Consider the following 24392-nt stretch of genomic DNA (forward strand, 5'->3'; position numbering starts at 1 on the left):
TCGACTTGGTCTACGACCGACAATTTAAAAGCTAGCGTGTAATCGCGTTGGCTGCGCCTTTTTCTCGTATCCATTGAGTCCTCCTGAACAAAGGTCAGAAGGTGTAAACCTTATTCAGGACGGGACACCGCACACAAAAAAGCCCCGCCTGCATCACTGCAGGCGGGGCTTTTAGGTTAGCCGGGTAAGGCTGGCTTACATCATGCCGCCCATGCCACCCATGCCGCCCATGTCTGGCATACCGCCGCCAGCGCCTTCAGCCTTCGGCTTGTCAGCAATCGCAACTTCGGTGGTCAGCAACAGACCAGCAATCGAAGCGGCTGCCTGCAGGGCCGAACGAGTCACCTTGGTTGGATCCAGGATGCCCATTTCGACCATGTCGCCGTATTCGCTGGTTGCAGCGTTGTAACCGTAGTTACCTTTGCCGTTCTTCACTTCGTTGACCACAACACTTGGCTCGTCGCCGCTGTTGGAAGCAATCTGGCGCAGTGGGGATTCAACGGCGCGACGCAGAACAGCGATACCGACGTTCTGGTCAGCGTTGTCGCCTTTCAGGTCAACCAGGGCTTCCAGAGCACGGATCAGCGCAACGCCACCGCCAGGTACCACGCCTTCTTCAACGGCTGCACGGGTTGCGTGCAGGGCGTCTTCAACGCGGGCTTTTTTCTCTTTCATTTCAACTTCGGAACCAGCGCCAACCTTGATCACTGCTACGCCGCCGGACAGCTTGGCCAGACGCTCTTGCAGTTTTTCACGGTCGTAGTCCGAGGAAGTCTCGGCAACCTGGGCGCGGATCTGAGTGATGCGCGACTGGATGTCGCCGTCAACGCCAGCACCGTCAACGATGATGGTGTTTTCCTTGGAGATGGTCACGCGCTTGGCGCTACCCAGGTTTTCCAGGGTGGCGCTTTCCAGGCTCAGGCCGATCTCTTCGGAGATAACGGTACCGCCGGTCAGGACAGCGATGTCCTGCAGCATGGCCTTGCGACGGTCGCCGAAGCCTGGAGCCTTGACGGCTGCAACCTTGACGATGCCACGCATGTTGTTCACAACCAGCGTCGCCAGGGCTTCGCCTTCAACGTCTTCGGAAACGATCAGCAGTGGGCGGCCGGCTTTGGCAACGGCTTCCAGCACTGGCAGCATTTCGCGGATGTTGGAGATCTTTTTGTCGACCAGCAGGATTAGCGGGCTTTCCAGCTCGGCAACCATGGTTTCTGGCTTGTTGACGAAGTACGGGGACAGGTAGCCACGGTCGAACTGCATGCCTTCTACAACCGACAGTTCGTTTTCCAGGCCAGTGCCTTCTTCAACGGTGATCACGCCTTCTTTACCGACTTTTTCCATGGCTTCGGCAATGATGTCGCCGATGGAGCTGTCGGAGTTGGCGGAGATGGTGCCTACCTGAGCGATAGCCTTGGTGTCAGCGCATGGCTTGGACAGGTTTTTCAGCTCGGCAACAACGGCGATGGTCGCCTTGTCGATGCCGCGCTTGAGGTCCATCGGGTTCATGCCGGCAGCGACGGCTTTCAGGCCTTCGTTGACGATCGACTGAGCCAGGACGGTAGCGGTGGTGGTGCCGTCGCCTGCGTCATCGTTGGCACGGGAGGCAACGTCTTTGACCAGCTGCGCGCCCATGTTTTCGAAACGGTCTTCCAGTTCGATTTCTTTTGCTACGGAAACGCCGTCCTTGGTGATGGTCGGAGCGCCGAAGCTCTTCTCGATGATCACGTTACGGCCTTTAGGGCCCAGGGTCGCTTTTACTGCGTCAGCCAGGATGTTGACACCGGTGAGCATTTTTTTACGGGCGGAATCGCCGAATTTAACTTCTTTAGCAGCCATGATCGATATTCCTTAAATACTTTGTAGTAACGGGAAAATGAGCGGGGAAATCAGTCTTCCAGAACAGCGAGAATCTCGTTCTCAGCCATAACCAGCAGGTCTTCGCCATCAACTTTCACAGTGTTGCTGCCGGAGTAAGGGCCGAATACAACCTTGTCACCGACTTTAACGGCCAGCGCACGCACATCACCGTTTTCCAGAGTCTTGCCTGGGCCTGCAGCGACGATCACACCGTGGTTGGCTTTTTCAGCAGCCGAACCTGGCAGAACGATACCGCCAGCGGTTTTCTTTTCTTCTTCGCTGCGACGGATTACGACGCGGTCGTGCAGAGGACGAAGCTTGCTCATTGTCGATCTCTCCTAATTGTGTTTTTCATCGGCCGGTGTCAGTACCGGCAGGTTGTTATCCGGCGGTGCCGGTCGCGCCTCGCCAGGCAAGACGCGGAAGTCTGTCTGGTGTTGCCACCAGAAACCTTGCGGTGACCGTTACATAAGGGCGCGTAAGCTTATTACAAGGGCGCTCGGCGGAATTTTTTTGCAGCTGCCGAGCGATAAAAGCAACACGGCACCCCAGGGTGCCGTGCCAATCAAGCGGTTATTTGCTGTCGCGGTGTTCGAACTCACCTTCGATCACATCACCTTCACGCCCCAACGGCTGGCGCGGAGCCGGGCCGCCACGGGGTTGCAGGTCGTCGGCAAACGCACGCTGGCGGATCGCCGCCTCTTCGGCGCGCTGACGCATCTTGCCGGCCAGCAGCTTGCGGGTGAACGGCAACAACAGGAACAGCCCGAGCACATCGCTGACGAAACCCGGCAGGATCAACAGACCACCGGCCAGGGCCATCATCAGGCCTTCAAGCATGGTCTGGGCCGGCAGTTCGCCGCGGTTCAGGCTTTCACGGGCACGCAGTGCCGTGGCCAGGCCGGCGACGCGCAGCACCAGGACGCCGAGCATCGAGCCGAGAATGATCAGCAACAGGGCCGGGAAAAAACCGATCGCACTGCTGACTTGAACGAATACGAACAGCTCCAACACCGGGAACAGCAGAAAGAGCAATAAAAAAGGGCGCATCAAAAGGTTCCTCAACGCAAGAATGCCTTGCCAGTCCACCTTAGATGACGTCGCCATTATGTGAATTCAAGCGTCAGCCGCGGCTTTTTTCGGCCAGACGTCGGCGTGAGCCAATGAAACCAAGGCTTCGCGCACTTGTGTCGGCGTGTTGCAAGACTCGGCAAACGGCAGCCAGTACAAGGATTGGCCGATGCGCAGGTGCATGCCTTCGCTGTCGATGCCGGCCAGTTGCGCGGGCTCGGAAGTCGGCAGGCCGGCAAGCTGAACGTAATGGGCGATAGCCTGGGTGTGATCGCTGTTCATGTGTTCGATCATGCTGCGCTCGGCCTTGCCCGCGAATGGATTGGTCAGGTTCAACTGATCGACCCAGTGAATCGCGCCAAAGCCGCCGATGTAACGGTGGCGCACCGGCTTGAGCACCCAGAAGTCAAAGTCATGGGCCTTGTGGTAGTTGGCGGAATCGGGGAAGTAGCGGTAATAGCGTTCGGCGGCGGCTTCGATGGCGGCGCCCTCCTCCAGCTTCTCGGCTTCGGCCAGGTAGGTCAGGCGCCCCACTGCCTGCACATCATCGGCCTCGCGTTCGCCGACCAGCAGCGAGCACTTCGGGTCTTTTTGCAGGTTGTGGGTGTGCTGGGCAATACGGCTGATCAGGATCAGTGGGCGGCCCTGCTCGTCCAGGCAGTACGGCACGACCGAGCCGAAGGGGAATCCTGGCATGGCTTTGGATTGTGTGGCGAGAGCCCCACGGTATTCCTTGAGCAACAGCTCTCGGGCGTTCTTGGCAACGTGCGCGCTCAACGTATGACTCCTCGGGTATTCCGCCGCCCACAGCATATGGGAATGGATCTCAACACAAGGTAATCAATATACGCGCAGGTTGCCAGCGGCTCTGTGTTACCAGGCCACGCCGAAGCCTGCGGTGTAGCGGGTCTTGCTCAAGCTGCTTTCCGAATCGCCACTGATGACGTCGCGCTCGGCCTTGAGATTGAGGGAGGCCCATTCGGTGACCTTGTAGCGCAGGCCCATCTCGGCATCCAGGGAATAATCCACAGGCCCGTCGATAGGACGGCCCAATTCACCGGTGGTAAAGAACTCGACTGTCTTGCCCACCAGATAGCGGTTGTAATTCCACTTCATGGCCACCGAGTAGAAATTGTCCTTGCCGCCCGTGGCGTATTCATAGTCGGTGCGGTTGACCAGCGAGCCAAGGGAGAACGCACCCAGCTCATCATCCCAGAACTGATAGCCCGGGCCGGTACCGACTGTGCGTTGGCGCGCGAGGTCTTCAACCTTGTCGCGCTTGTAGGTCAGGCGCCCCTGCCAGAACCAGTGTTCGGTGAGGAATCGGTCCAGGTCGTATTCCAGGGCCCAGTTGTCCGTGGTGGTGACATCGTCCTGAAACTCGCGGTTGTATTCGCCCTGGCCGGTGTGACGCCATTGGCCATGACGCGCCGTGGTCTTGAAGTCGATGTCGTAGTCGTTGGTGTCGTTCTCGGCACGCTTGTAGTCCAGCGCCAGGTCGACATTACCCTTCCACACCAGGTCTTCGATCACAGGCTTTGGCTTGATGATCTGCTGGATGCTGGCCAGGTCAACGGTCTTCGGCGCCTCGCCATTGGCCAACACCACTTTGCCATCGTCTGCGGCCTTCAGGGATTTCGCCTTTTCGCCGGTGTAGGCGTCCTGCTTGACCAGCAATTCCTGGTCGCTTTCCAGGGTCTTGACCTGCTTCCAGTCCACCGGGATGGCGCCGGCATAGTCAGTCTGGATCAGTAATTTGCCACCGTCGAAGACCTTGATTTTGCCGGTCAGGCGGTCACCGTTTTTCAACCAGACCGTATCGGCAAGCAAGGGCGTGGAGGCACTGAGGACAGCGAGGCACAGCAGGGTTCTGGACAACATAAGCGGATAAGGAGCTCAGGGTTGGCGAAAAGGGGCGGTTATCGTGTTAGATAGCTAGGACTGACTCAAGGTTTTGTGTTGAGTTCAATTCTCATCGCCATGTTTACAGACGTTTCTTACAGATAGACAGACGATTTCAACGGATAGCTGCTCAGTGAACCTCTCTGCCGACACCCCGCAAAGCCCCGCCGAGATGCGCCGCACCGCGCTGTACCTGACCTTGGCGCAAGTCCCCGCCGGCTGCGTGGTGAGCTACGGCGAGCTGGCGCAACTGGCGGGCTTGGGACGCGCCGCCCGCTGGGTGGGACGCACCTTGAGCCAGCTTCCCGAAGGCACCACATTGCCCTGGCACCGCGTGCTGGGTGCCGGTGGTCGGATAAGTCTGCCGGTGGGCAGCGTCTCGGGCGACGAGCAGCGCGCGCGTTTGCGCGATGAAGGCGTGACTGTCCGCAATAATCGCGTGGATATTCAGCGCCATGGCTGGCGCCCGGTAGAGCACAGCGGTTAGAGTGCGCGCTTTGTTTCCGCGAACCTGAGGCAGACTCCAGCCCATGCCCCGTAAAACCTGGCGCGCCGCGCTCGCCGCCTATGCCAGCCCCTCGACGTTAGTCCTGTTGTTGCTCGGCTTTGCCGCCGGCCTGCCTTACATGTTGGTGTTCTCGACGCTTTCGGTGTGGTTGCGCGAGGCCGGTGTGGCCCGCGAGACCATTGGCTACGCGAGCCTGATCGGCCTGGCGTACGCCTTCAAGTGGGTCTGGTCGCCGCTGCTCGACCAATGGCGCCTGCCGCTGCTCGGCAAACTTGGACGACGTCGTTCCTGGTTGGTATTGGCCCAATCGCTGGTGATCCTTGGATTGATTGGCATGGGCTTCTGCGACCCGCAGAAACACTTGTCCTGGCTGATCGCTATTGCCGTCGTCGTTGCCTTCGCGTCCGCCACCCAGGACATCGCGGTCGACGCCTATCGCCTGGAAATCGCCGACGACAGCCGCCAGGCCGCACTGGCCGCCAGCTATATGTCCGGCTACCGCATTGCCGCCCTGCTGGCCACGGCGGGCGCGCTGTTCTTTGCCGAAGGCTTCGGCTCCACCGGTTTCAACTATAAACACTCGGCGTGGACTGGCACCTATGTGCTGTTCGGCGTGCTGATGGTCCCCGCGCTGCTGACCACCCTGTTCATGCGCGAACCGAATGTGCCACTGCGCACCCAGTTGCAGGCCGGGCGCTACAGCTTCATGCATCAACTGATGTCAGTGTTTGTGCTGATCGTGCTGCTGGTGTCCGTACCCGCCATGTTTACCCAGCTGTACAACACCGACTTCGCTAGCGTGCTGTTCCACGACACCAGCGTGTGGGACCTGCTGATGGAAGACCGCGCATTCCTGCGCGCCATTCTCTATATCACCCTCACCGCCCTGTGCCTCTCGACCATGGGCCGTCGCGGCCTGGCGCCCGTGCTCACGCCGGTCAACGACTTTATCCTGCGCTACCGCTGGCAGGCACTGCTGTTGCTCGGACTGATCGCCACCTATCGCATGTCCGACACGGTGATGGGCGTGATGGCCAACGTGTTCTATATCGACCAGGGCTTCACCAAGGACCAGATCGCCGGGGTCAGCAAGATCTTCGGCCTGATCATGACCCTGCTCGGCGCCGGCATGGGCGGCCTGCTGATTGTGCGTTTCGGCATCCTGCCGATCCTGTTCATCGGCGGCGTGGCGTCGGCCGGTACCAACCTGCTGTTCGTGATGCTCGCCGACATGGGCCCGGACCTGCAGATGCTGATCTTTACCATCTCCCTGGATAACTTCAGCTCCGGCCTCGCCACGTCGGCGTTTGTGGCCTATCTGTCGAGCCTGACCAACCTCAAGTTTTCCGCCACCCAATATGCGCTGCTCAGTTCGATCATGCTGCTGCTGCCGCGCCTGATCGGTGGGTATTCGGGGGTGATGGTCGAGAAGTTCGGGTACCACAACTTCTTCCTGATCACCTGCATGCTGGGCGTGCCGACGCTGCTGTTGATTGCGCTGCACTGGTATCAGGAAAATCGGCGGATTCGGTTGAATCCCCCGCAGGAAGACTGACACCAGCCGGACAATGTGCGAGGGGTTTGCCACCGATGGCAGAGTGTCAGTCAGCTTATACATAGCTGACACACCGCAATCGGGGGCAAGCCCCCTCCCACATTAGCCTGCACACCCCTCTGCATTCTGATGCCTGTACTCCAGCAGTTTGCGCCCGTACAATCCCAAGTCATTTCAAGTCCAAGCAACCGACAACGGCCTACCATGCGTACCAGTCAATATTTGCTCGCCACACAGAAAGAAACGCCTTCCGACGCGGTTGTGATCAGCCATCAGCTGATGCTGCGCGCCGGCATGATCCGCAAACTGGCCTCCGGCCTGTACACCTGGCTGCCCATGGGCTTGAAGGTGATGCGCAAGGTCGAAGCCATCGTTCGTGAAGAAATGAACGCCGCCGGCTCTCTCGAAGTGTTGATGCCGAGCACCCAACCGGCTGAGCTGTGGCAGGAATCCGGGCGCTGGGAAGAGTACGGCCCTGAGTTGCTGCGCTTCAAGGACCGTCACGGCCGCGACTTCTGCGCCGGCCCGACCCACGAAGAAGTGATCACCGACCTGATGCGCAACGAGCTGAGCAGCTACAAGCAGCTGCCGCTGAACCTGTATCAGATCCAGACCAAATTCCGTGATGAAATCCGCCCACGCTTCGGTTTGATGCGCGGCCGCGAATTCATCATGAAGGACGCCTATTCGTTCCACGCTGACCAGGCATCGCTGCAGGCCACCTACGACCGCATGCACCAGGCCTACTGCAACGTGTTCACGCGCCTGGGCCTGAAGTTCCGCGCGGTTGAAGCGGACAACGGCTCCATCGGCGGTGCTGGTTCCCACGAGTTCCACGTACTGGCTGAGTCCGGCGAAGACGATATCGCGTTCAGCAACGGTTCCGACTACGCGGCGAACATCGAGAAAGCCGAAGCCGTGCCGCGTGAAACCTCGCGTGCAGCACCGGCTGAAGAGCTGCGCCTGGTGGACACGCCAGAGACCAAGACCATCGCGGCCCTGGTGGAAAAATTCAATCTGCCGATTGAAAAGACCATCAAGACCCTGATCGTGCGCGCCGAGGAAGAAGGCAAGCTGATCGCCCTGGTGATCCGTGGCGACCACGAACTCAACGAAATCAAGGCTGCCCAGCAACCTGGCGTAGCCAGCCCGCTGGTCATGGCCACCGATGACGAACTGCGCAACGCCATTGGCGCCGGCGCCGGCTCCCTCGGCCCGTTGAACCTGCCGCTGCCGCTCATCATCGACCGTTCGGTCGAGCTGATGAGCGACTTCGGCATCGGCGCGAACATCGACGACAAGCACTACTTCGGCGTTAACTGGGAACGTGACCTGCCGGTTCCGACCGTGGCCGACCTGCGCAACGTGGTTGCAGGCGACCCGAGCCCGGATGGCAAGGGTACCCTGGAAATCAAGCGCGGCATCGAAGTCGGGCACATCTTCCAGCTGGGTAACAAGTACAGCAAGGCGATGAAGTGCGAAGTGCTGGGCGAGAACGGCAAGCCGATCACCCTGGACATGGGCTGCTACGGCATCGGCGTATCCCGCGTGGTTGCAGCTGCCATTGAGCAGAACAACGACGAGAAAGGCATCATCTGGAGCGACACCCTGGCGCCGTTCCAGATCGCCCTGGTACCGCTGCGTTATGAAACCGAGCAAGTACGCGAAGCCACCGACAAACTGTATGTCGAACTGACGGCCGCCGGTTTTGAAGTGTTGCTCGATGACCGGGACAAGAAAACCAGCCCGGGCATCAAGTTCGCCGACATGGAGCTGATTGGCATCCCGCACCGGATCGTGGTCAGTGACCGCGGCCTGGCCGATGGCAATCTGGAATACAAGAGCCGGACCGAAGCCGAAGCCCAACCGTTGCCGGTGGCTGACGTGCTGTCTTTCCTTCAGGCGCGTATTCGTCGCTGAAAACCAGATCAAGAGAAGTCATGTTCAAGCGAAACACCAGAGCCCTGGGGGGCGCCGCCTTGTGCGGCGCCCTGCTGGTCAGCGGCTGCGCCAACCAGATGTCACAACGCAGTGAGCACGAGGAGCGGGTCGAGCGTAAGTTGCTCGACCACAGCCTGCAGATCGATGTAGGCGAGCCTAAAGTGCTGGAGCTGCCGCAACGCCGGGTTCGCATTCACGAGCAGAAGACCTTCGAGGTCACCGAGTTCGAAGTCACCCGTCGTTACGACCGCTACACGCCCTACCAGCCCTGGCGCAAACTCTATGAGCTGCCCCTGGGTGCGGTGGCATTGGTGGCGGGCGCGGGTGCCAACGTGGCGAATATCTTCGCCCTCGGCAACTTGCCGACCAGCATGACCCACGACTGGCTGAGCTACGGCGTGGACGGCCTCAACCCGTTCATGAACGTGCAATCCCACGGCCGCGCGCAACAGAACCTGGCGGGTATCGATGAAGTCCAGCGTGATAAACGTGTGGAGTATTCGAGCTTGCCCTGGAGCGAACGACCGGTACAGGTGACTGCCGGCAAAAAGATCCACGAGCTGACCACCGACCGCAACGGCGTGCTGCGCCTGAACCTGTTGGACAGCCCGTTTGCCGAGCAAGACCTGAACCGCGTCACGACCTTGAAGATCAGCGTGGAAGATGGCCAGGACGACGTGCATTCGGACTCGACCCTGGCCATCAGCAGCACCTTGCGTGGCAAGCTGCTGGAAGCCCACGGCCTGATCTACGACGACCTGGAAGATGACGAAGTCAGCCAGTGGGTGCACCGGGTCAAGCGCCTGTCGGAGCTGGGCCTGGAAGAAGAGGCCAGTGAACTGGAACAAAGCCTGATCGAACTGACCCGCAATGATCCAGAGTTGCAGCAGGAATTTCTGCAGGCGTTGACCAAGGATGCAGGGCGGCTGGTGGCAGATCCCGGCGCACGCTAAGCCTTAGGCCATGTGAAGATCCAAATGTGGGAGGGGGCTTGCCCCCTCCCACATTTTGCTCCCGGTTTCTACCAGGAGAACTCCAGCTGTTCGTTGCCATTGCTCAAATCCAGCAACCGCACCCCGATCCCCAGCAACCGCACCGGTTTCCCTCCGCGATTAAACGCCTGGGTCATCAGCTGTTGATAACTCTCCAGATCCCTGCCCGCCCCGGCCTGCTCCAAGGTCGTTTGGGTAAAGTCATGAAACTTCACCTTAACGAATGGCTTGCCCGCACGGTAACTGCTGTCGATGCGCGCCATGCGCCCCGCCAGGGTTTCCAGCAGCTCAGGGAGTTTTTCCAGGCAGCTTGAGAGATCCGGCAGGTCCACATCGTAGGTATTTTCCACACTGATCGATTGCCGACGGTTGTCGTTCTGCACAATGCGCTCGTCAATCCCACGGGCCAGGTTCCAAAGCCGTTCACCAAAACTGCCGAATTCGCGCACCAGCGCCAGCTTGTTCCACTCGCGCAGTTGCAGGCAGTCTTCAATACCCAAACGTGCCAGCTTGTCGGCCGTGACCTTGCCCACGCCGTGCAACTTGCTGACGCGCAACTGAGAGACAAAATCTTCGACCTGGTCCGGCGTAATCACGAACAGACCGTTGGGCTTTTTCCAGTCGCTGGCGATCTTGGCCAGGAATTTGTTCGGCGCCACGCCTGCCGACACGGTGATATGCAACTGGTTGGACACGCGACGGCGAATATCCTGGGCGATGCGCGTGGCGCTGCCGCCAAAATGTGGGCTGTCGGACACGTCCAGATAGGCCTCATCCAAGGACAATGGCTCGATCAGGTCGGTGTAGTCGCGAAAGATCGTCTGGATTTCCTTCGACGCTTCCTTATAGGCATCCATACGCGGCTTGACGATGGTCAGGTCCGGGCAGAGCTTCAAGGCATGGCGCGACGACATGGCCGAACGCACGCCATACGCCCGCGCCTCGTAATTGCACGTAGCGATCACGCCCCGTCGGTCCGCCGAGCCGCCCACCGCCAGAGGCTTTTGCGCCAGGCTCGGGTTATCGCGCATCTCGATGGCGGCGTAGAAGCAATCACAGTCGACGTGGATGATTTTGCGCTGCGTCATATATAGAAGGGGTGAAATCCAACGGGCGGGCAGTATCGCACTCACCCCTGTATATAGCACCAGTAGTTTGAATCTTCCGCCTGAGCGGTAGGAAATTTCGCAGATGAATTTATTTTCTCAATCGAAATCAGCATCCCGATAGAGCCCAAACCCTTGGCCCGACTGGCCCGCGCAGCCCATATACGCCCATATGGAGAGCTAACCGATTGAACCGCAAGCGCTTTTCTTCGAATCGCGGGTTGACACACTCGCGATCCTCTGTAGAATGCCGACACACAGACGCGGGATGGAGCAGTCTGGTAGCTCGTCGGGCTCATAACCCGAAGGTCGTCGGTTCAAATCCGGCTCCCGCAACCAAACATCAAAAAAGGCTACTCGAAAGAGTGGCCTTTTTTGTGCGTGGCTGTTTTTCAATCTGGATCGCATCAACTTCACTATGGGCTGCTTCGCAGCCCGGCGCGGGGCAAGCCCGCTCACCACAGCAAGACCACTCACCACAGCAAGCCCGCCGACCAAAAAGCGTTTTCAATCGTGAACTTAGGTTGCCTGGGCAGTTAATTCACACTTATTTGACTCATCGGTTGATTAACGGTTGACACCTCGCCGCTTGGCTGTAGAATGCCGCCCACAGACGCGGGATGGAGCAGTCTGGTAGCTCGTCGGGCTCATAACCCGAAGGTCGTCGGTTCAAATCCGGCTCCCGCAACCAAACATCAAAAAAGGCTACTCGAAAGAGTGGCCTTTTTTGTATCTGACGAAAAAGTTCTTCTGAAACAATGGCATGGCATCTTTCATGAAACCGTACACGGTTTGTGGAGTCCATCTCATCACACGCTATGCTTACTCCTCTACGACCAATGGCCGCTGTCGCCGCACTCGGTGATCCGCGTTAATATTTGTGATTATTTTGTCCATAGGGATTGGTAACTTGGCTGGATACCCCCATCCTGTCGCGCACAATCCACGAGGTGATTGATGCGCGCCAACTCGTCTGAACCACAAGACACCGTCACAGCAGAACATCCGATCACTCCCACCCGTTTACGTTGGCTGGATCTGTTGAGCAAATACCGGCAACCCATCGGGCTGGCGGTCACTCTGTTGCTGTTCGGCATCGCCCTGATCGCCTGCCGCCACTTGCTGCTGGAACTGGATCTCTACGCCCTCCACGACTCGATCCTGGAAGTGCCCAAACCCGCCCTGCTCGGAGCCTTTGCCGCTGCCGTTGCAGGATTCATCATTCTGCTGGGTTATGAGTTTTCCGGGGCGCGCTACGCCGGAGTGAAGTTGCCTGCCAAGACCCTGGCCCATGGTGGCTTCACCGCCTTTGCCATTGGCAACGCGATTGGCCTGTCGATGCTCTCCGGCGGTTCGGTGCGTTACCGTTTATATGCACGCCATGGCATCGGGGCTTCGGAAGTCGCCCATATGACCGTGTTCGCCAGCCTGGCCCTGGGTTGTGCCCTGCCGCCACTGGCCGCACTCGCGACGCTGAGCAACCTGCCGGCGGCGTCGACCTACTTGCACCTGTCGCAAGGTTTGCTCGGCGCGATTGCCGGTGCAGTGCTGCTGTTGTCGACCGCGCTGTGCATCGGTATCTATCGCCGCCGCTTGCCGGAGCAACCTTACCCCGACAATCTGCTGGTCAAGGTCGGCCGTCGCACCCTGCGCCTGCCCGGCCGGCGCCTGACGTTCCTGCAACTGGTGATCACTGCGCTGGATGTCGCCGCTGCCGCCACCGTCCTTTATCTGCTGCTGCCGGAAGCGCCGCCCTTCGGCCCGTTCCTGCTGGTGTACCTGCTGGCGCTCGCCGCCGGGGTGCTCAGCCATGTGCCGGGCGGTGTCGGGGTGTTTGAAGCGATCCTGCTCGCCGCGTTTGCAGACAAGCTTGGCGCTGCGCCACTGGCCGCCGCGCTGCTGCTGTATCGCATGATCTACGTGGTGCTGCCACTGCTGATCGCGTGCGTGTTCCTGCTGATCAACGAAGCGCAGCGGTTGTTCCAGACCCAGCAGAGCCTGCGCGTCGCCTCAGGCCTGGCGGCACCGGTGTTGGCCGTACTGGTTTTTTTGTCCGGCGTGGTCCTGCTGTTTTCCGGCGCCACGCCAGAGATCGACTCACGCCTGGAAAACATCGGCTTCCTGATTCCCCACCGCCTGATTGACGCCTCGCACTTTGGTGCCAGTCTGATCGGCGTGCTGTGCCTGTTGCTCGCCCAGGGCCTGCGTCGACGTCTGTCGGCGGCCTGGATGCTGACCATGGTGCTGCTGCTGGTGGGCGCCCTGCTTTCGCTGCTCAAGGGTTTCGACTGGGAAGAAGCCAGCCTGATGACCATGACCGCGATACTGCTGGCGATCTTCCGCCGCTCGTTCTACCGCGCCAGCCGCCTGACCGAACTGCCGTTTTCGCCGCTGTACCTAGTGGCCAGCGTCTGCGTACTGGGCGCCTCGATCTGGCTGCTGCTGTTTGCCTATCAAGATGTGCCGTACAGCCATCAACTGTGGTGGCAGTTCACCCTCGACGCCAACGCCCCACGCGGCCTGCGCTCATTGCTGGGGGCCGCCGTGCTGCTGGTGATCGTGTCGCTGACCTGGCTGCTGCGCACCGCACGCCCGGTGATTCACCTGCCGACCCCGGATGAGCTGGAGCGTGCTTCCAGAATCCTGATGGCCTCGTCCCAGCCCGACGGCGGCCTGGCGCTGACCGGTGACAAGGCGCTGCTGTTCCACCCCAACGACGAAGCCTTCCTGATGTATGCCCGTCGCGGCCGCAGCCTGGTGGCCTTGTACGACCCGATCGGGCCGACACAACAACGGGCCGAGATGATCTGGCAGTTCCGCGACCTGTGCGATATCCACCATGCGCGCCCAGTGTTCTATCAGGTGCGGGCGGAGAACCTGCCGTATTACATGGACATCGGCCTCACCGCCATCAAGCTGGGCGAAGAAGCCCGCGTCGACCTGAAACGCTTTGACCTGGAAGCCAAGGGCAAAGAGATGAAGGACCTGCGCTACACCTGGAACCGTGGCACCCGGGACGGCTTGTCCCTGGAGATCCATGAACCGGGTACGGCGCCGATGGATGAATTAAAAGTCATCTCGGACGCTTGGCTGACGGGTAAGAATGTGCGCGAAAAGGGCTTTTCCCTGGGACGCTTCAGTGATGACTACCTCAAGCACTTTCGCATTGCGATCATTCGCTTCGAAGGACGCCCGGTAGCCTTCGCCAACCTGCTTGAGACGTACAATCACGACCTGGCCAGCCTTGACCTGATGCGTGCCCATCCGGAAGCACCCAAGTTGACCATGGAGTTCATGATGGTCGGCCTGATTCAACACTATAAGAGTCACGGCTACGTCCGCTTCAGCCTCGGCATGGTGCCGTTGTCGGGCCTGCAACCGCGACGCGGCGCGCCACTGACCCAGCGCCTGGGTTCGATGGTGTTCCGGCGCGGTGAGCAACTGTATAACTTCCAAGGTTTGCGCCGCTTCAAAGACAAGTTCCAGCCCGACTGGGAACCCCGTTACATGGCTGTGCCCGCAGGACTTGATCCGCTGGTGGCACTGGCCGATACCGCCGCCCTGATCGCGGGCGGCTTGACTGGATTGGTGAAACGCTGATGATTCGACGCTCCTGGCGGTATGTATTGGCCTTTGTAGTGCTGCTGGCCCTGGTCCTGGGTGGCAGCTTTTGGTACTTGAAACGCCCTGCCCCGCAGCCGACGCTGGAGCAACTGCCCCAGGCCGACGGCTCGGTGATGACCCGCGTCACCCCAGCCGGCACGTCCAAAGCCCGCGTCGCCGTGGCGGTGATGGCCGACGAAACCCTGACCGACAGCCAGTTGATCACCCTCAGCCAGGGTGGCAAGGCGCAGATCGTCCAGGTGATCCTGCCAAAAGATGACTGCAAGCTGCAGGAACAAGCGCTGCAAAGCGCCCTGGGCCAGCTCAAAGGCCCGGCGACCCTGGTCAGCGGCATCGGCCCTGGCGCGGCGCTGGCCTGGCGCTGGTTGGCCGCACAGAACGACGACAACGCCAACGCCATCTCCGTCGGCTTCGCTCTGGTGCAGGAAGGCTGCAAGGACCCACTGCCGAAAACGGCCGCACACGGCAACTGGCTGGTCGCGTGGAACGATAACCCTGACGACGAAAGCGCCAGTTTCGTACGCGACACACCGCGCGCCACCACCAGCATCAGCGACTACGACATTCACTACCCGCAGGTGCTGAACAACGAATTGCGCAAGCAACTGGTGGGTTCGGACAACGGCGGCCTGGCGATTCCCGTAGTAGAAGTCCCGGCGGGCCAGGCCAAGGACACTGTGACCCTGTTCCTCTCCGGTGATGGCGGCTGGCGTGATCTGGACCGTGACGTCGCGGGCGAAATGGCCAAGATCGGCTACCCGGTGGTCGGCATCGACACCCTGCGCTACTACTGGCAGCACAAGACCCCGGAACAAAGCGCCAAAGACCTGACCGAGCTGATGCAGCACTACCGCCAGAAATGGGGCACCAAGCGCTTCGTGCTGACCGGTTATTCGTTCGGCGCCGACGTGCTGCCGGCGATCTATAACCGCATGCCGGAAAACGAGCAGCAGCGCGTCGACGCGATCATCCTCCTGGCCTTCGCCCGCACCGGCAGCTTTGAGATCGAAGTGGAAGGTTGGCTGGGCAACGCCGGCAAAGAAGCCGCGACCGGCCCGGAAATGGCCAAGCTGCCGCCGGAGAAAGTGGTGTGCATCTATGGCGCCGAAGAAGTCGACGAGAGTGGCTGCACCGACAAGACGGCCGTAGGTGAGGCGCTGAAGCTGCCCGGTGGGCATCACTTCGACGAGAACTACCCGGCGCTGGCCCAGCGGTTGGTGGATATCATCGTCAAGCACCAGGCCAAGGCCGAGTAATTAAACCAACTGTGGGAGGGGGCAAGCCCCCTCCCACATTTGTTTTGCATTGCCAGTAAGATTCAGCGCGGCTCGATATGCGCAATCATCAGTTGCACGGTTTCATTCCCACGAAACTCGTTCACATCCAGCTTGTAGGCCAGTTCCACCCAGCGCACGGTCGGGTTCGGCCAGACCTCACGGTCCACCCCAAAGGCAATGCCATCGAGCTTCACTGAGCCACATTCGCTCTTGAGCACCACCTTCAGGTGCCGCTCACCCACCACCCGCTGTTCTACCAGCTGGAACACACCGTGAAACAACGGCTCGGGAAAGTGTTGCCCCCACGGCCCGGCGTGCCGCAGGGCGCGGGCCAGCTCCAGGTGGAACTCCTCGACCGCCAGGGTGCCGTCGGACAGCAGGCGTCCGGTGAGGTCTTCTTCTCGCAATTGCCGACGTACTTCGGCATCAAAGGCTTCGGCAAACAGTGGGAAATTCGCCTCGGGCAATGTCAGTCCCGCCGCCATGGCGTGGCCGCCGTATTTGGCGATCAGGGTGGGATGCTGGCTGGCGACCACCGCCAGGGCATCACGGATGTGAAAACCCGGCACAGAGCGCCCAGAGCCCTTGAGCAAGCCATCGCCGGCGTCGGCGAAGGCGATGGTCGGGCGGAAATAGCGCTCTTTCATGCGCGAAGCCAGGATGCCGATCACGCCCTGGTGCCATTCCGGGTCGAACAGGCACAGACCGTAGGGCATCGATTCCACCGGCAGGTCCTTGAGCTGGGCCAGGGCCTCGCGCTGCATGCCTTGCTCGATGGATTTACGGTCCTGGTTCATGCCGTCCAGTTGCGCTGCCATTTCCCGCGCCGCCGCGAAATCCGTGGTGAGCAGGCATTCGATACCCAGGCTCATGTCGTCCAGGCGCCCGGCGGCATTGAGCCGTGGCCCCACGATAAAGCCCAGGTCGGTAGAGGTGATGCGCGCGGCGTCACGCTTGGCCACTTCCAGGATCGCCTTGATCCCCGGCCGAGCGCGACCAGCACGAATGCGCTCCAGGCCCTGATGCACCAGGATGCGGTTGTTGGCGTCCAGCGGCACCACGTCGGCGACGCTACCCAGAGCGACCAGATCAAGCAGATCGCCAATGTTCGGTTGCGGCTTGTTCGCATACCAACCCATATCGCGCAGGCGTGCGCGCAGGGCCATCAACACATAAAAGATCACGCCCACGCCAGCCAAGGCCTTGCTGGGAAACTCACAACCCGGCTGATTCGGGTTGACGATGGCATCGGCCGCCGGCAACTCATCACCCGGCAAGTGGTGGTCGGTGACCAACACCTGCAACCCCGCCGCCTTCGCCGCCGCCACGCCTTCGACGCTGGAGATGCCGTTGTCCACGGTGATCAGCAACTGCGGCTCGCGCTGCAACGCCACGGCGACAATCTCCGGGGTCAGGCCATAGCCGTATTCGAAGCGGTTGGGCACCAGGTAATCCACATGGGCCGCACCGAGCAAACGCAGGCCCAAAGTGCCCACGGTGCTGGCGGTGGCGCCATCGGCGTCGAAGTCGCCAACGATCAGGATGCGCTGGCGCTGCTCCAGGGCCGTCACCAGCAGATCGACCGCCGCGTCGATACCCTTGAGCTGCTGATAGGGAATCAACCGCGCGAGGCCTTTATCCAGCTCGGCCTCGGACTGCACACCGCGTGCGGCGTAGAGACGGGTCAACAGCGGCGGCAGATCGCCGAGGAATGGCAGGACAGCGGGCAACGGGCGAGGATCGATACGCATACGGGGGTGATGACTTCTCTGCGGATACAACGGTTAAACGACAATTCTTCATACAACACAAATCACTGTGGGAAGGGGCTTGCTCCCTCCCACATTTTTCAATCGCGTCCGCCAACCAGCCATTGCAGTTGCACTTCATGCTGGCCACGGTCATCGGTGACGAAGATCGTGCCTTCGCTGATCATCACGTCCCACTTGATCACGCGGGGCATGTCCTTGGCCAGGGTCTCCAGAATCTCCTGAGGCACCGCGGCGATGTGCACGTTCTTCAGGTTTTTCGCCACCGGCACCACTTTGCCTTCCCACACACGCAGGCTGCCATACGCCAGTAGGCTGGTGCGTTCGGTGCGACGCGAACACCAGGTCAGGCGATCAGCATCGGGCTGGCCGACTTCGATCCAGTGCAGAACCCGATCATCCAGGCTTTTTTCCCACAGGGCTGGTTCGTCTACATCTGACAAGCCACGACCGAACGCCAATTGCTCGTTGTAAAACAGGGCATAGGCCAGCAAGCGCACGGTCATGCGCTCTTCGGTTTCCGAAGGGTGACGGGCGATGGTCTGTTTGACGCTCTCGTACACCGAACGATCAAGGTCAGTGAGGTTGAGTTCGAATTTGTAGGTCGTGGACGGCTGGGCCATGAACGGGCTTCTAGAGACAGGGAAAGGCTGCCAGTCTAACCGATGGCGGGGCCATTCAACGAATCCTGCGCTGCATCATGCTTATCCCTGGCCGCCCGCCTATGTTAAAAGGCTTCACACACCCGCTCTGCGTAGCCAAGGATCCTCATGTCGTTTAATGCCAAACCGCTTGCCGGCCTGAAAGTCATCGAACTCGGCACCCTGATCGCCGGCCCGTTCGCTTCGCGTATCTGCGCGGAGTTCGGCGCCGAGGTGATCAAGGTCGAATCCCCGGATGGCGGCGACCCGCTGCGCAAATGGCGGAAGCTGTACGAGGGCACCTCGCTGTGGTGGTTCGTACAAGCGCGCAACAAGAAATCCCTGACGCTGAACCTCAAGCATCCGGACGGGCTGGCGATTCTCAAGCAACTGCTGGCGGACGCCGACATCCTCATCGAGAACTTTCGCCCCGGCGTGCTGGAAAAGCTCGGCCTGAGCTGGGAAACCCTGCACGCGCTGAACCCGAAACTGGTGATGGTGCGGCTCTCGGGCTTTGGCCAGACCGGGCCGATGAAGGATCAGCCGGGCTTTGGCGCCGTGGGCGAATCCATGGGCGGGCTGCGTTACATCACCGGTTTCGAGGACCGCCCGCCGGTGCGCACCGGGATTTCCATTGGCGACTCTATCGCTGCTTTGTGGGCAGTGATCGGGGCGCTGATGGCGCTGCGTCATCGCGAAGTGAATGGCGGCGTGGGGCAAGTGGTGGATGTAGCACTGTATGAAGCCATCTTCGCCATGATGGAAAGCATGATCCCCGAGTTCGACGTGTTCGGCTTTATCCGCGAGCGCACCGGCAACATCATGCCCGGCATTACGCCGTCGTCGATCCATACCAGCGCGGACGGCAAGCATGTGCAGATCGGCGCCAATGGGGATGCGATCTTCAAACGGTTCATGAGCGCCATCGGCCGTGAAGACCTGGCGAACGACCCGCAGTTGGCGAGCAATGACGGCCGCGATGGCCGCCGTGATGAGCTGTATGGCGTGATTGATCGCTGGGTCAGCTCACTGTCACTGGAACAGGTGGTGGAGCGACTGAACAAGGCCGAGGTGCCCGCCAGTCGGATCTACAGTGCCGAGGACATGCTGGGTGACCCGCAATTCCTGGCGCGAGAGATGTTCCTCAAGGCCCGGTTGCCAGGCGGCAAGGACTTCAAAATGCCAGGCATCGTGCCCAAGCTGTCAGATACTCCCGGCAGTTGCGAGTGGGTCGGGCCGCAGTTGGGCGAACACAACAGTGTGTTGCTCAACGAACTGGGCTACGACGCCGCGGCCATTACCCGTTTACGTGAGCAAGGGGCGATCTGATGGCCAACTCAAGATAATGGCGCCTCGTTGGCTGCTGGGCCTTTGTGCACCGTTGTTCGGACTTCTGCCATTGCCAGCCCAGGCGGCGGACACCTTGACCTGGCTGATCCGCGACTTGCCGCCGATGATCATCTTCGACGGCCCGCAAAAAGGTCAGGGCGCCATCGACGAATTGCTGCCGATGCTGATGGATCGCCTGCCCGAGTACCAGCACAAGATTCTGCACGTCAACCGCGCGCGCGGCCTGCAAATGCTGCAGACAACCGCCCTGACCTGCGACCCCACCATGCTGTGGACGCCGGAGCGGGCCAAGTGGGTGGTGTATTCGCGTCCGGCTTTTTCCATCGTCAGCAACGGCGTGGTGGTACGCCAGGACCACCGTGAAGTGCTCGCGCCGTTTATCGCACAGCAGCGGGTCGACCTCTCGGCGCTCCTGCTGGATAAACACGCACGCCTGGGCGTAGTGGCCGAGCGCAGCTACGGGGCGTTCATCGACGACGTGCTGGAGCACACGGACGCACACAACCGCGTACTGCACTACGGAAACGACGCACTGGGCAGCCTGCTGCAAATGCAGCGCTTGGGGCGTCTGGAAGCGGTGCTGGGCTACTGGACTGAAATTCGCTATCACGCCCTGCGCCAGGGTATTGATCCGCTGACATTGGCGTTCTATCCCATTGCCGGCTCCATGCCCTACCAGCGTGTTCACATCGGTTGCTCCAATACGCCCCAGGGCCACCAGGCGATTGAACACATCAACCAAGTGTTGAGCGAACTGCCCCAAGCTCAACTGCTGCACTCCTACGCGGCCTGGCTCGACCCGACGCTACGCGCGCAATACCTGATCGACCACCCACGGTTCTATCAGGACACGCCCATGCCCTGACAAATCGCGGGCAAAAAGAAACCCCGAAGCGTGGGGAGACACTTCGGGGTTAAACGTGGCCAACAAAGACCAGTACAGCAAGCCACAAACACCGGAGCACAATGTTTGCTCTTGCTGTTACAAAATCTGACCGGCCATGCTGTAGGAAGTTTCCATCAGTGAACAATTCTTCATGCGCGGGCAGCGCTGCGGGTCTGGGCAGCGTTGCGCAAGGCCGCGATGACCGAGGGCTCCACGCGCCCTTCCGCGATTTTGATATCGCGCAGCAAGCAGTCCACTACGTCCACCAGCACGCGCTTATCCATCAATTGGGCGCGGTCGACTTCACGCTCGACGACGATAGCGCCAGCAGGATTCTTCACCGTCACCAAGCACTCGTCCTGAACACCCGCGGTGGTCAGCGTAACCTGATAAGGGCTCAGTGCTTCTTCGAGCAATAGGCTGATACTTTCCATCTCGATCACCACTCAATAGTTCGGGAACAATCGTTTCAACGGGAGCTGCATCTATCCTAAGTGACTGGTTGTTACGTAGGAAAGTTCGCTTTTTCGTCTTTATAGGCCCGTCAGGGGATGACGAGAACCAGCATGCACTTGCAACATGACAACGAAAAAACGGCCGCACATAAGTGCTTACGCAATGAGTGGCTGTTTTGGGGTTTGCCGACGCCGGGGCGCAGAGCGAATCCTATACGCGTTGAGTGTTTTTCACTGCGCCGCGCAGGCGAGAGCGCATATCAAAAGGCCCTTATTGCGAAGGATGAACATGATGCTGGAACACAATGAACAACAAGCCTCGATCGAGAAAATTCACGCAGATATATCACGTATCTATGCTGAACAGCGCAAGTTCAACGCTGAAGTCCACAAGATAACCCGTGAAGTCTTCTGGTACCCCGTAGGCATCGCGATAGGCTTCTTCACAGCCGTAGGTACGGTAATGGCCCTGGCACATAAGCTGCTTACGTAGACCGTCGTTTAATCGGGCCTGCCAAAAACAAAAAACGCCGCTGCCCCAAGGAAGGGACAGCGGCGTTTTTGTGTACGCGGTTTGCCTTACAACGGCTTGCCCCGGTTGCCATGCTGGCTGACAAACGCCTGCACGGCTTTCAAGTCATTGGCCAACACCGTGCAACGCTCTTCACGTTCGAACAGGTCGGTCAGGTGCACCGGCAGCTCCAGCGCTTTGCCAACACCAGCCTTCTCCACCGCTTCGGGGAATTTGACCGGGTGGGCGGTGCCCAGGATCACCATCGGGATATCCAGGCTGCGACGACATTCGCGGGCGGCCTTCACACCGATGGCGGTGTGCGGGTCGAGCAGCTCGCCGGTCTGGGCATAGACTTCGGCAATGGTCTCGCAGGTCTGAGCATCGTCCACGGCCAGGGAGTCGAAGAGCTTGCGGGTTTCGGTCCAGCGTTCTTCATCCACGCTGAAACCGCCACCGCTCTTGAAGGTGTCCATCAAGCCGGCAATCGCCGAGCCGTTGCGACCGTGCATGTCGAACAGCAGGCGCTCGAAGTTCGACGAAACCATGATGTCCATGGACGGCGACAGGGTCGCGTGCAGGGTTTCCTTGACGTACTGATTGCCGCTCATGAAGCGGTGCAGGATGTCGTTGCGGTTGGTGGCGACGATCAACTGGTTGATCGGCAGGCCCATGTTGCGCGCCAGGTAGCCGGCGAAGATGTCGCCGAAGTTGCCGGTGGGCACCGAGAACGACACCGAGCGCGCCGGGCCGCCCAGCTGCAGGGAGGCGTGGAAGTAGTAGACGATCTGGGCCATGATCCGCGCCCAGTTGATCGAGTTCACCGCAACCAGACGTGTGCCTTTCAGGAAGCTCTGGTCAGCGAAGCTGTTCTTGACCATTTCCTGGCAGTCGTCGAAGTTGCCTTCGATGGCGATGTTGTGGATGTTCTCACCAAAGATGGTGGTCATCTGGCGACGCTGCACTTCGGACACACGCTTATGCGGGTGCAGGATGAAGATGTCGACGTTTTCGCAGTGCTTGCAGCCTTCAATCGCCGCCGAGCCGGTATCACCGGAGGTCGCGCCGATGATCACCACGCGCTCGCCGCGCTTCTCCAGCACGTAGTCCAGCAAACGACCGAGCAGTTGCAGGGCGAAGTCCTTGAACGCCAGGGTCGGGCCGTGGAACAGCTCCAATACCCACTCGTTGCCGTTCAGTTGGCGCAACGGCGCGATGGCGCTGTGGGAAAACACGCCGTAGGTTTCTTCCAGGATCTTCTTGAAATCCGCATCCGGAATGCTGCCGGTGACGAACGGGCGCATCACCCGGAACGCCAGCTCGTGGTACGGCAGGCCGGCCCAGGAGGCGATTTCTTCCTGGGTGAAGCGTGGCAGGTTTTCCGGCACATACAGGCCGCCGTCGGTGGCAAGGCCTGCCAGCAGGACGTCTTCGAAATTCAGGGCCGGTGCCTGGCCGCGGGTACTGATATAACGCATGACTGGCTCCTCTAAAACATTCTCGAACAGAGGCCGCCGAACGCGCGGAGCCCCTGGAACAATCGGTTAGTTCAGGTGTTCGACACGAATACGCACGACCGGGCCGACGACGCCTTGCAAGGCTTCCAACGCGGTGATGGCATCGTTGATGTGCTGCTCAAGCACGCGGTGGGTCAGCAGGATCATCGGCACCTGGCCGTTTTGCTCCTCGACTTCCTTCTGCATGATCGACTCGATGTTGATACCGCGCTCGGACAGGATGCTGGCGACCTGGGCCAACACGCCCGGATGATCCTTGGCCTGGATGCGCAGGTAGTAGGCGCTTTCGCACGCTTCGATCGGCAGGATCGGGTGGGCCGACAGCGAATCCGGCTGAAAAGCCAGGTGCGGTACGCGGTTTTCCGGGTCGCTGGTCATGGCGCGAACCACGTCCACCAGGTCGGCGATCACCGAAGAAGCGGTCGGCTCCATGCCGGCGCCGGCGCCGTAGAACAACGTGGAACCGGCAGCATCACCATTGACCATCACCGCGTTCATCACGCCGTTGACGTTGGCGATCAGGCGATCAGCCGGGATCAGCGTCGGGTGCACACGCAGCTCGATACCGGCCGGGGTGCTGCGCGCTACACCGAGGTGCTTGATGCGATAGCCCAGGGCTTCGGCGTAGTTCACGTCGGCGGTAGTCAGCTTGGTGATGCCTTCGGTGTAGGCCTTGTCGAACTGCAGCGGGATACCAAAGGCGATGGACGCCAGGATGGTCAGCTTGTGGGCGGCATCGATGCCTTCCACGTCGAATGTCGGGTCGGCTTCGGCGTAGCCCAGCGCCTGGGCTTCGGCCAGCACGTCTTCGAAGGTACGGCCCTTCTCGCGCATTTCGGTAAGGATGAAGTTACCGGTGCCGTTGATGATGCCGGCCACCCAGTTGATACGGTTGGCGGACAGGCCTTCACGGATCGCCTTGATTACCGGGATACCACCGGCCACGGCGGCTTCGAACGCCACGATCACGCCCTTCTCGCGGGCCTTGGCGAAGATCTCGTTGCCGTGCACGGCGATCAGCGCCTTGTTGGCAGTGACCACGTGCTTGCCGTTCTCGATGGCCTTGAGCACCAGCTCACGGGCTACGGTGTAGCCGCCCACCAGCTCAATGACGATATCGATCTCAGGGTTGGTGGCCACGGCGAAGACATCGTTGGTAATCGCAATACCGGTCGTTTCGAACTGAGGCTTTGGCGAACGCGTGGCAATTTGCGCCACTTCAATCCCACGCCCTGCACGGCGGGAAATTTCTTCAGCATTACGCTGAAGTACGTTGAAGGTGCCGCCACCGACGGTCCCTAACCCACAGATGCCTACTTTGACCGGTTTCACTGAAGAACTCCCCATGAAACGGCCGACGCAAGGTCGGCCGTGGAAAACAGCCGCACGACTGCGGCTTTCAATTGATGGCCCGTCGACTTATCAAC

General features: G+C 60.2%; 20 protein-coding genes and 2 tRNA genes. 11 read left to right on the forward strand and 11 right to left on the reverse strand.

From position 1 onward, the window contains the following. Positions 1-195: 195 nt before the first annotated feature. The 5 genes from groL to NDJ82_RS23790 all read right to left on the reverse strand — a co-directional run bounded on the left by groL (position 196) and on the right by NDJ82_RS23790 (position 4812). Positions 196-1839 carry a chaperonin GroEL gene (gene groL / locus NDJ82_RS23770; RefSeq protein WP_099585553.1) on the reverse strand — a complete coding sequence of 548 codons (1644 nt, stop codon included), beginning with the start codon at positions 1837-1839 and terminating at the stop codon, positions 196-198. Between the two features lie 50 nt (positions 1840-1889). Next, the gene (locus NDJ82_RS23775; RefSeq protein WP_003175874.1) at positions 1890-2186 is read right to left on the reverse strand and encodes a co-chaperone GroES; all 297 of its coding nucleotides are present in this window, start codon (positions 2184-2186) and stop codon (positions 1890-1892) included. A 247-nt stretch (positions 2187-2433) separates the two neighbouring features. Further along, the gene (locus tag NDJ82_RS23780; RefSeq protein WP_099585554.1) at positions 2434-2910 is read right to left on the reverse strand and encodes an FxsA family protein; all 477 of its coding nucleotides are present in this window, start codon (positions 2908-2910) and stop codon (positions 2434-2436) included. Between the two features lie 66 nt (positions 2911-2976). Then, the gene (locus NDJ82_RS23785; protein WP_099585555.1) at positions 2977-3708 is read right to left on the reverse strand and encodes a HugZ family pyridoxamine 5'-phosphate oxidase; all 732 of its coding nucleotides are present in this window, start codon (positions 3706-3708) and stop codon (positions 2977-2979) included. Between the two features lie 96 nt (positions 3709-3804). Continuing rightward, positions 3805-4812 (reverse strand): DUF481 domain-containing protein, encoded by a 1008-nt coding sequence (locus tag NDJ82_RS23790; RefSeq protein ID WP_099585556.1) that lies wholly within the window; start codon positions 4810-4812, stop codon positions 3805-3807. A gap of 193 nt (positions 4813-5005) precedes the next feature. On the opposite strand from NDJ82_RS23790, the gene NDJ82_RS23795 reads away from it, so the two are divergent. The 4 genes from NDJ82_RS23795 to NDJ82_RS23810 all read left to right on the forward strand — a co-directional run bounded on the left by NDJ82_RS23795 (position 5006) and on the right by NDJ82_RS23810 (position 9790). Beyond that, positions 5006-5320 (forward strand): MGMT family protein, encoded by a 315-nt coding sequence (locus NDJ82_RS23795; protein ID WP_178117154.1) that lies wholly within the window; start codon positions 5006-5008, stop codon positions 5318-5320. Between the two features lie 43 nt (positions 5321-5363). After that, on the forward strand, positions 5364-6896 hold the full coding sequence (locus NDJ82_RS23800) for an AmpG family muropeptide MFS transporter (protein ID WP_099585558.1): 1533 nt from the start codon (positions 5364-5366) through the stop codon (positions 6894-6896). A gap of 204 nt (positions 6897-7100) precedes the next feature. Then, on the forward strand, positions 7101-8816 hold the full coding sequence (locus NDJ82_RS23805; RefSeq protein ID WP_250926418.1) for a proline--tRNA ligase: 1716 nt from the start codon (positions 7101-7103) through the stop codon (positions 8814-8816). Between the two features lie 20 nt (positions 8817-8836). Beyond that, positions 8837-9790 carry a hypothetical protein gene (locus NDJ82_RS23810; RefSeq protein WP_099585560.1) on the forward strand — a complete coding sequence of 318 codons (954 nt, stop codon included), beginning with the start codon at positions 8837-8839 and terminating at the stop codon, positions 9788-9790. Between the two features lie 68 nt (positions 9791-9858). On the opposite strand, the gene dinB is transcribed toward NDJ82_RS23810, so the two are convergent. Next, positions 9859-10917 carry a DNA polymerase IV gene (gene dinB, locus NDJ82_RS23815; protein ID WP_250926419.1) on the reverse strand — a complete coding sequence of 353 codons (1059 nt, stop codon included), beginning with the start codon at positions 10915-10917 and terminating at the stop codon, positions 9859-9861. A gap of 280 nt (positions 10918-11197) precedes the next feature. Between dinB and NDJ82_RS23820 the strand changes: the two genes are divergently transcribed. From NDJ82_RS23820 to NDJ82_RS23835, 4 genes are all read left to right on the forward strand, one after another. Beyond that, a tRNA-Met gene (locus NDJ82_RS23820) sits at positions 11198-11274 on the forward strand. 275 nt (positions 11275-11549) lie between these two features. Continuing rightward, positions 11550-11626: transfer RNA gene (locus NDJ82_RS23825), tRNA-Met, on the forward strand. A 266-nt stretch (positions 11627-11892) separates the two neighbouring features. Further along, positions 11893-14535, forward strand: coding sequence for a bifunctional lysylphosphatidylglycerol flippase/synthetase MprF (gene mprF / locus NDJ82_RS23830; RefSeq protein ID WP_250926420.1), 2643 nt, complete (start codon positions 11893-11895; stop codon positions 14533-14535). Continuing rightward, the gene (locus NDJ82_RS23835; protein WP_099585563.1) at positions 14535-15815 is read left to right on the forward strand and encodes a virulence factor family protein; all 1281 of its coding nucleotides are present in this window, start codon (positions 14535-14537) and stop codon (positions 15813-15815) included. The genes mprF and NDJ82_RS23835 overlap by 1 nt, the downstream gene beginning before the upstream one ends. 62 nt (positions 15816-15877) lie before the next feature. Here the strand turns inward: NDJ82_RS23835 and recJ are convergent, their stop codons facing one another. Together recJ and NDJ82_RS23845 are read right to left on the reverse strand one after the other, a co-directional pair. Continuing rightward, entirely contained in the window at positions 15878-17587 is a 1710-nt protein-coding gene (gene recJ, locus NDJ82_RS23840) for a single-stranded-DNA-specific exonuclease RecJ (protein WP_112196632.1), read from the reverse strand. Positions 17588-17685: 98 nt separating this feature from the next. Next, on the reverse strand, positions 17686-18228 hold the full coding sequence (locus NDJ82_RS23845) for a YaeQ family protein (protein ID WP_099585565.1): 543 nt from the start codon (positions 18226-18228) through the stop codon (positions 17686-17688). A gap of 147 nt (positions 18229-18375) precedes the next feature. On the opposite strand from NDJ82_RS23845, the gene NDJ82_RS23850 reads away from it, so the two are divergent. Both NDJ82_RS23850 and NDJ82_RS23855 read left to right on the forward strand, forming a co-directional pair. Continuing rightward, on the forward strand, positions 18376-19575 hold the full coding sequence (locus tag NDJ82_RS23850; protein WP_112196634.1) for a CaiB/BaiF CoA transferase family protein: 1200 nt from the start codon (positions 18376-18378) through the stop codon (positions 19573-19575). A 16-nt stretch (positions 19576-19591) separates the two neighbouring features. After that, on the forward strand, positions 19592-20461 hold the full coding sequence (locus tag NDJ82_RS23855; protein WP_250926421.1) for a TIGR02285 family protein: 870 nt from the start codon (positions 19592-19594) through the stop codon (positions 20459-20461). Between the two features lie 170 nt (positions 20462-20631). Here NDJ82_RS23855 and NDJ82_RS23860 read toward each other — a convergent pair whose 3' ends face one another. Continuing rightward, a complete protein-coding gene (locus NDJ82_RS23860) occupies positions 20632-20916 on the reverse strand; it encodes a DUF3509 domain-containing protein (protein ID WP_099585568.1) in 285 nt (94 codons plus the stop codon). Positions 20917-21226: 310 nt separating this feature from the next. On the opposite strand from NDJ82_RS23860, the gene NDJ82_RS23865 reads away from it, so the two are divergent. Further along, positions 21227-21430 carry a hypothetical protein gene (locus tag NDJ82_RS23865; protein WP_371929460.1) on the forward strand — a complete coding sequence of 68 codons (204 nt, stop codon included), beginning with the start codon at positions 21227-21229 and terminating at the stop codon, positions 21428-21430. Between the two features lie 86 nt (positions 21431-21516). On the opposite strand, the gene thrC is transcribed toward NDJ82_RS23865, so the two are convergent. Together thrC and NDJ82_RS23875 are read right to left on the reverse strand one after the other, a co-directional pair. After that, positions 21517-22926 (reverse strand): threonine synthase, encoded by a 1410-nt coding sequence (gene thrC, locus NDJ82_RS23870; protein ID WP_032890793.1) that lies wholly within the window; start codon positions 22924-22926, stop codon positions 21517-21519. Positions 22927-22992: 66 nt separating this feature from the next. After that, on the reverse strand, positions 22993-24297 hold the full coding sequence (locus tag NDJ82_RS23875; RefSeq protein WP_032890791.1) for a homoserine dehydrogenase: 1305 nt from the start codon (positions 24295-24297) through the stop codon (positions 22993-22995). Positions 24298-24392: the final 95 nt, after the last annotated feature.

The sequence above is a fragment of the Pseudomonas sp. SR18 genome (assembly GCF_023701505.1).
In the GTDB taxonomy this organism is placed as follows: domain Bacteria; phylum Pseudomonadota; class Gammaproteobacteria; order Pseudomonadales; family Pseudomonadaceae; genus Aquipseudomonas; species Aquipseudomonas cyclaminis.

What these genes read in the sequence shown, in the direction of transcription:
- groL (WP_099585553.1), bottom strand. Translation starts at nt 1,839, where the DNA reads ATGGCTGCTAAAGAAGTTAAATTCGGCGATTCCGCCCGTAAAAAAATG.
- NDJ82_RS23775 (WP_003175874.1), bottom strand. Translation starts at nt 2,186, where the DNA reads ATGAGCAAGCTTCGTCCTCTGCACGACCGCGTCGTAATCCGTCGCAGC.
- NDJ82_RS23780 (WP_099585554.1), bottom strand. Translation starts at nt 2,910, where the DNA reads ATGCGCCCTTTTTTATTGCTCTTTCTGCTGTTCCCGGTGTTGGAGCTG.
- NDJ82_RS23790 (WP_099585556.1), bottom strand. Translation starts at nt 4,812, where the DNA reads ATGTTGTCCAGAACCCTGCTGTGCCTCGCTGTCCTCAGTGCCTCCACG.
- NDJ82_RS23795 (WP_178117154.1), top strand. Translation starts at nt 5,006, where the DNA reads ATGCGCCGCACCGCGCTGTACCTGACCTTGGCGCAAGTCCCCGCCGGC.
- NDJ82_RS23800 (WP_099585558.1), top strand. Translation starts at nt 5,364, where the DNA reads ATGCCCCGTAAAACCTGGCGCGCCGCGCTCGCCGCCTATGCCAGCCCC.
- NDJ82_RS23805 (WP_250926418.1), top strand. Translation starts at nt 7,101, where the DNA reads ATGCGTACCAGTCAATATTTGCTCGCCACACAGAAAGAAACGCCTTCC.
- NDJ82_RS23810 (WP_099585560.1), top strand. Translation starts at nt 8,837, where the DNA reads ATGTTCAAGCGAAACACCAGAGCCCTGGGGGGCGCCGCCTTGTGCGGC.
- dinB (WP_250926419.1), bottom strand. Translation starts at nt 10,917, where the DNA reads ATGACGCAGCGCAAAATCATCCACGTCGACTGTGATTGCTTCTACGCC.
- mprF (WP_250926420.1), top strand. Translation starts at nt 11,893, where the DNA reads ATGCGCGCCAACTCGTCTGAACCACAAGACACCGTCACAGCAGAACAT.
- NDJ82_RS23835 (WP_099585563.1), top strand. Translation starts at nt 14,535, where the DNA reads ATGATTCGACGCTCCTGGCGGTATGTATTGGCCTTTGTAGTGCTGCTG.
- recJ (WP_112196632.1), bottom strand. Translation starts at nt 17,587, where the DNA reads ATGCGTATCGATCCTCGCCCGTTGCCCGCTGTCCTGCCATTCCTCGGC.
- NDJ82_RS23845 (WP_099585565.1), bottom strand. Translation starts at nt 18,228, where the DNA reads ATGGCCCAGCCGTCCACGACCTACAAATTCGAACTCAACCTCACTGAC.
- NDJ82_RS23850 (WP_112196634.1), top strand. Translation starts at nt 18,376, where the DNA reads ATGTCGTTTAATGCCAAACCGCTTGCCGGCCTGAAAGTCATCGAACTC.
- NDJ82_RS23855 (WP_250926421.1), top strand. Translation starts at nt 19,592, where the DNA reads ATGGCGCCTCGTTGGCTGCTGGGCCTTTGTGCACCGTTGTTCGGACTT.
- NDJ82_RS23860 (WP_099585568.1), bottom strand. Translation starts at nt 20,916, where the DNA reads ATGGAAAGTATCAGCCTATTGCTCGAAGAAGCACTGAGCCCTTATCAG.
- NDJ82_RS23865 (WP_371929460.1), top strand. Translation starts at nt 21,227, where the DNA reads ATGATGCTGGAACACAATGAACAACAAGCCTCGATCGAGAAAATTCAC.
- thrC (WP_032890793.1), bottom strand. Translation starts at nt 22,926, where the DNA reads ATGCGTTATATCAGTACCCGCGGCCAGGCACCGGCCCTGAATTTCGAA.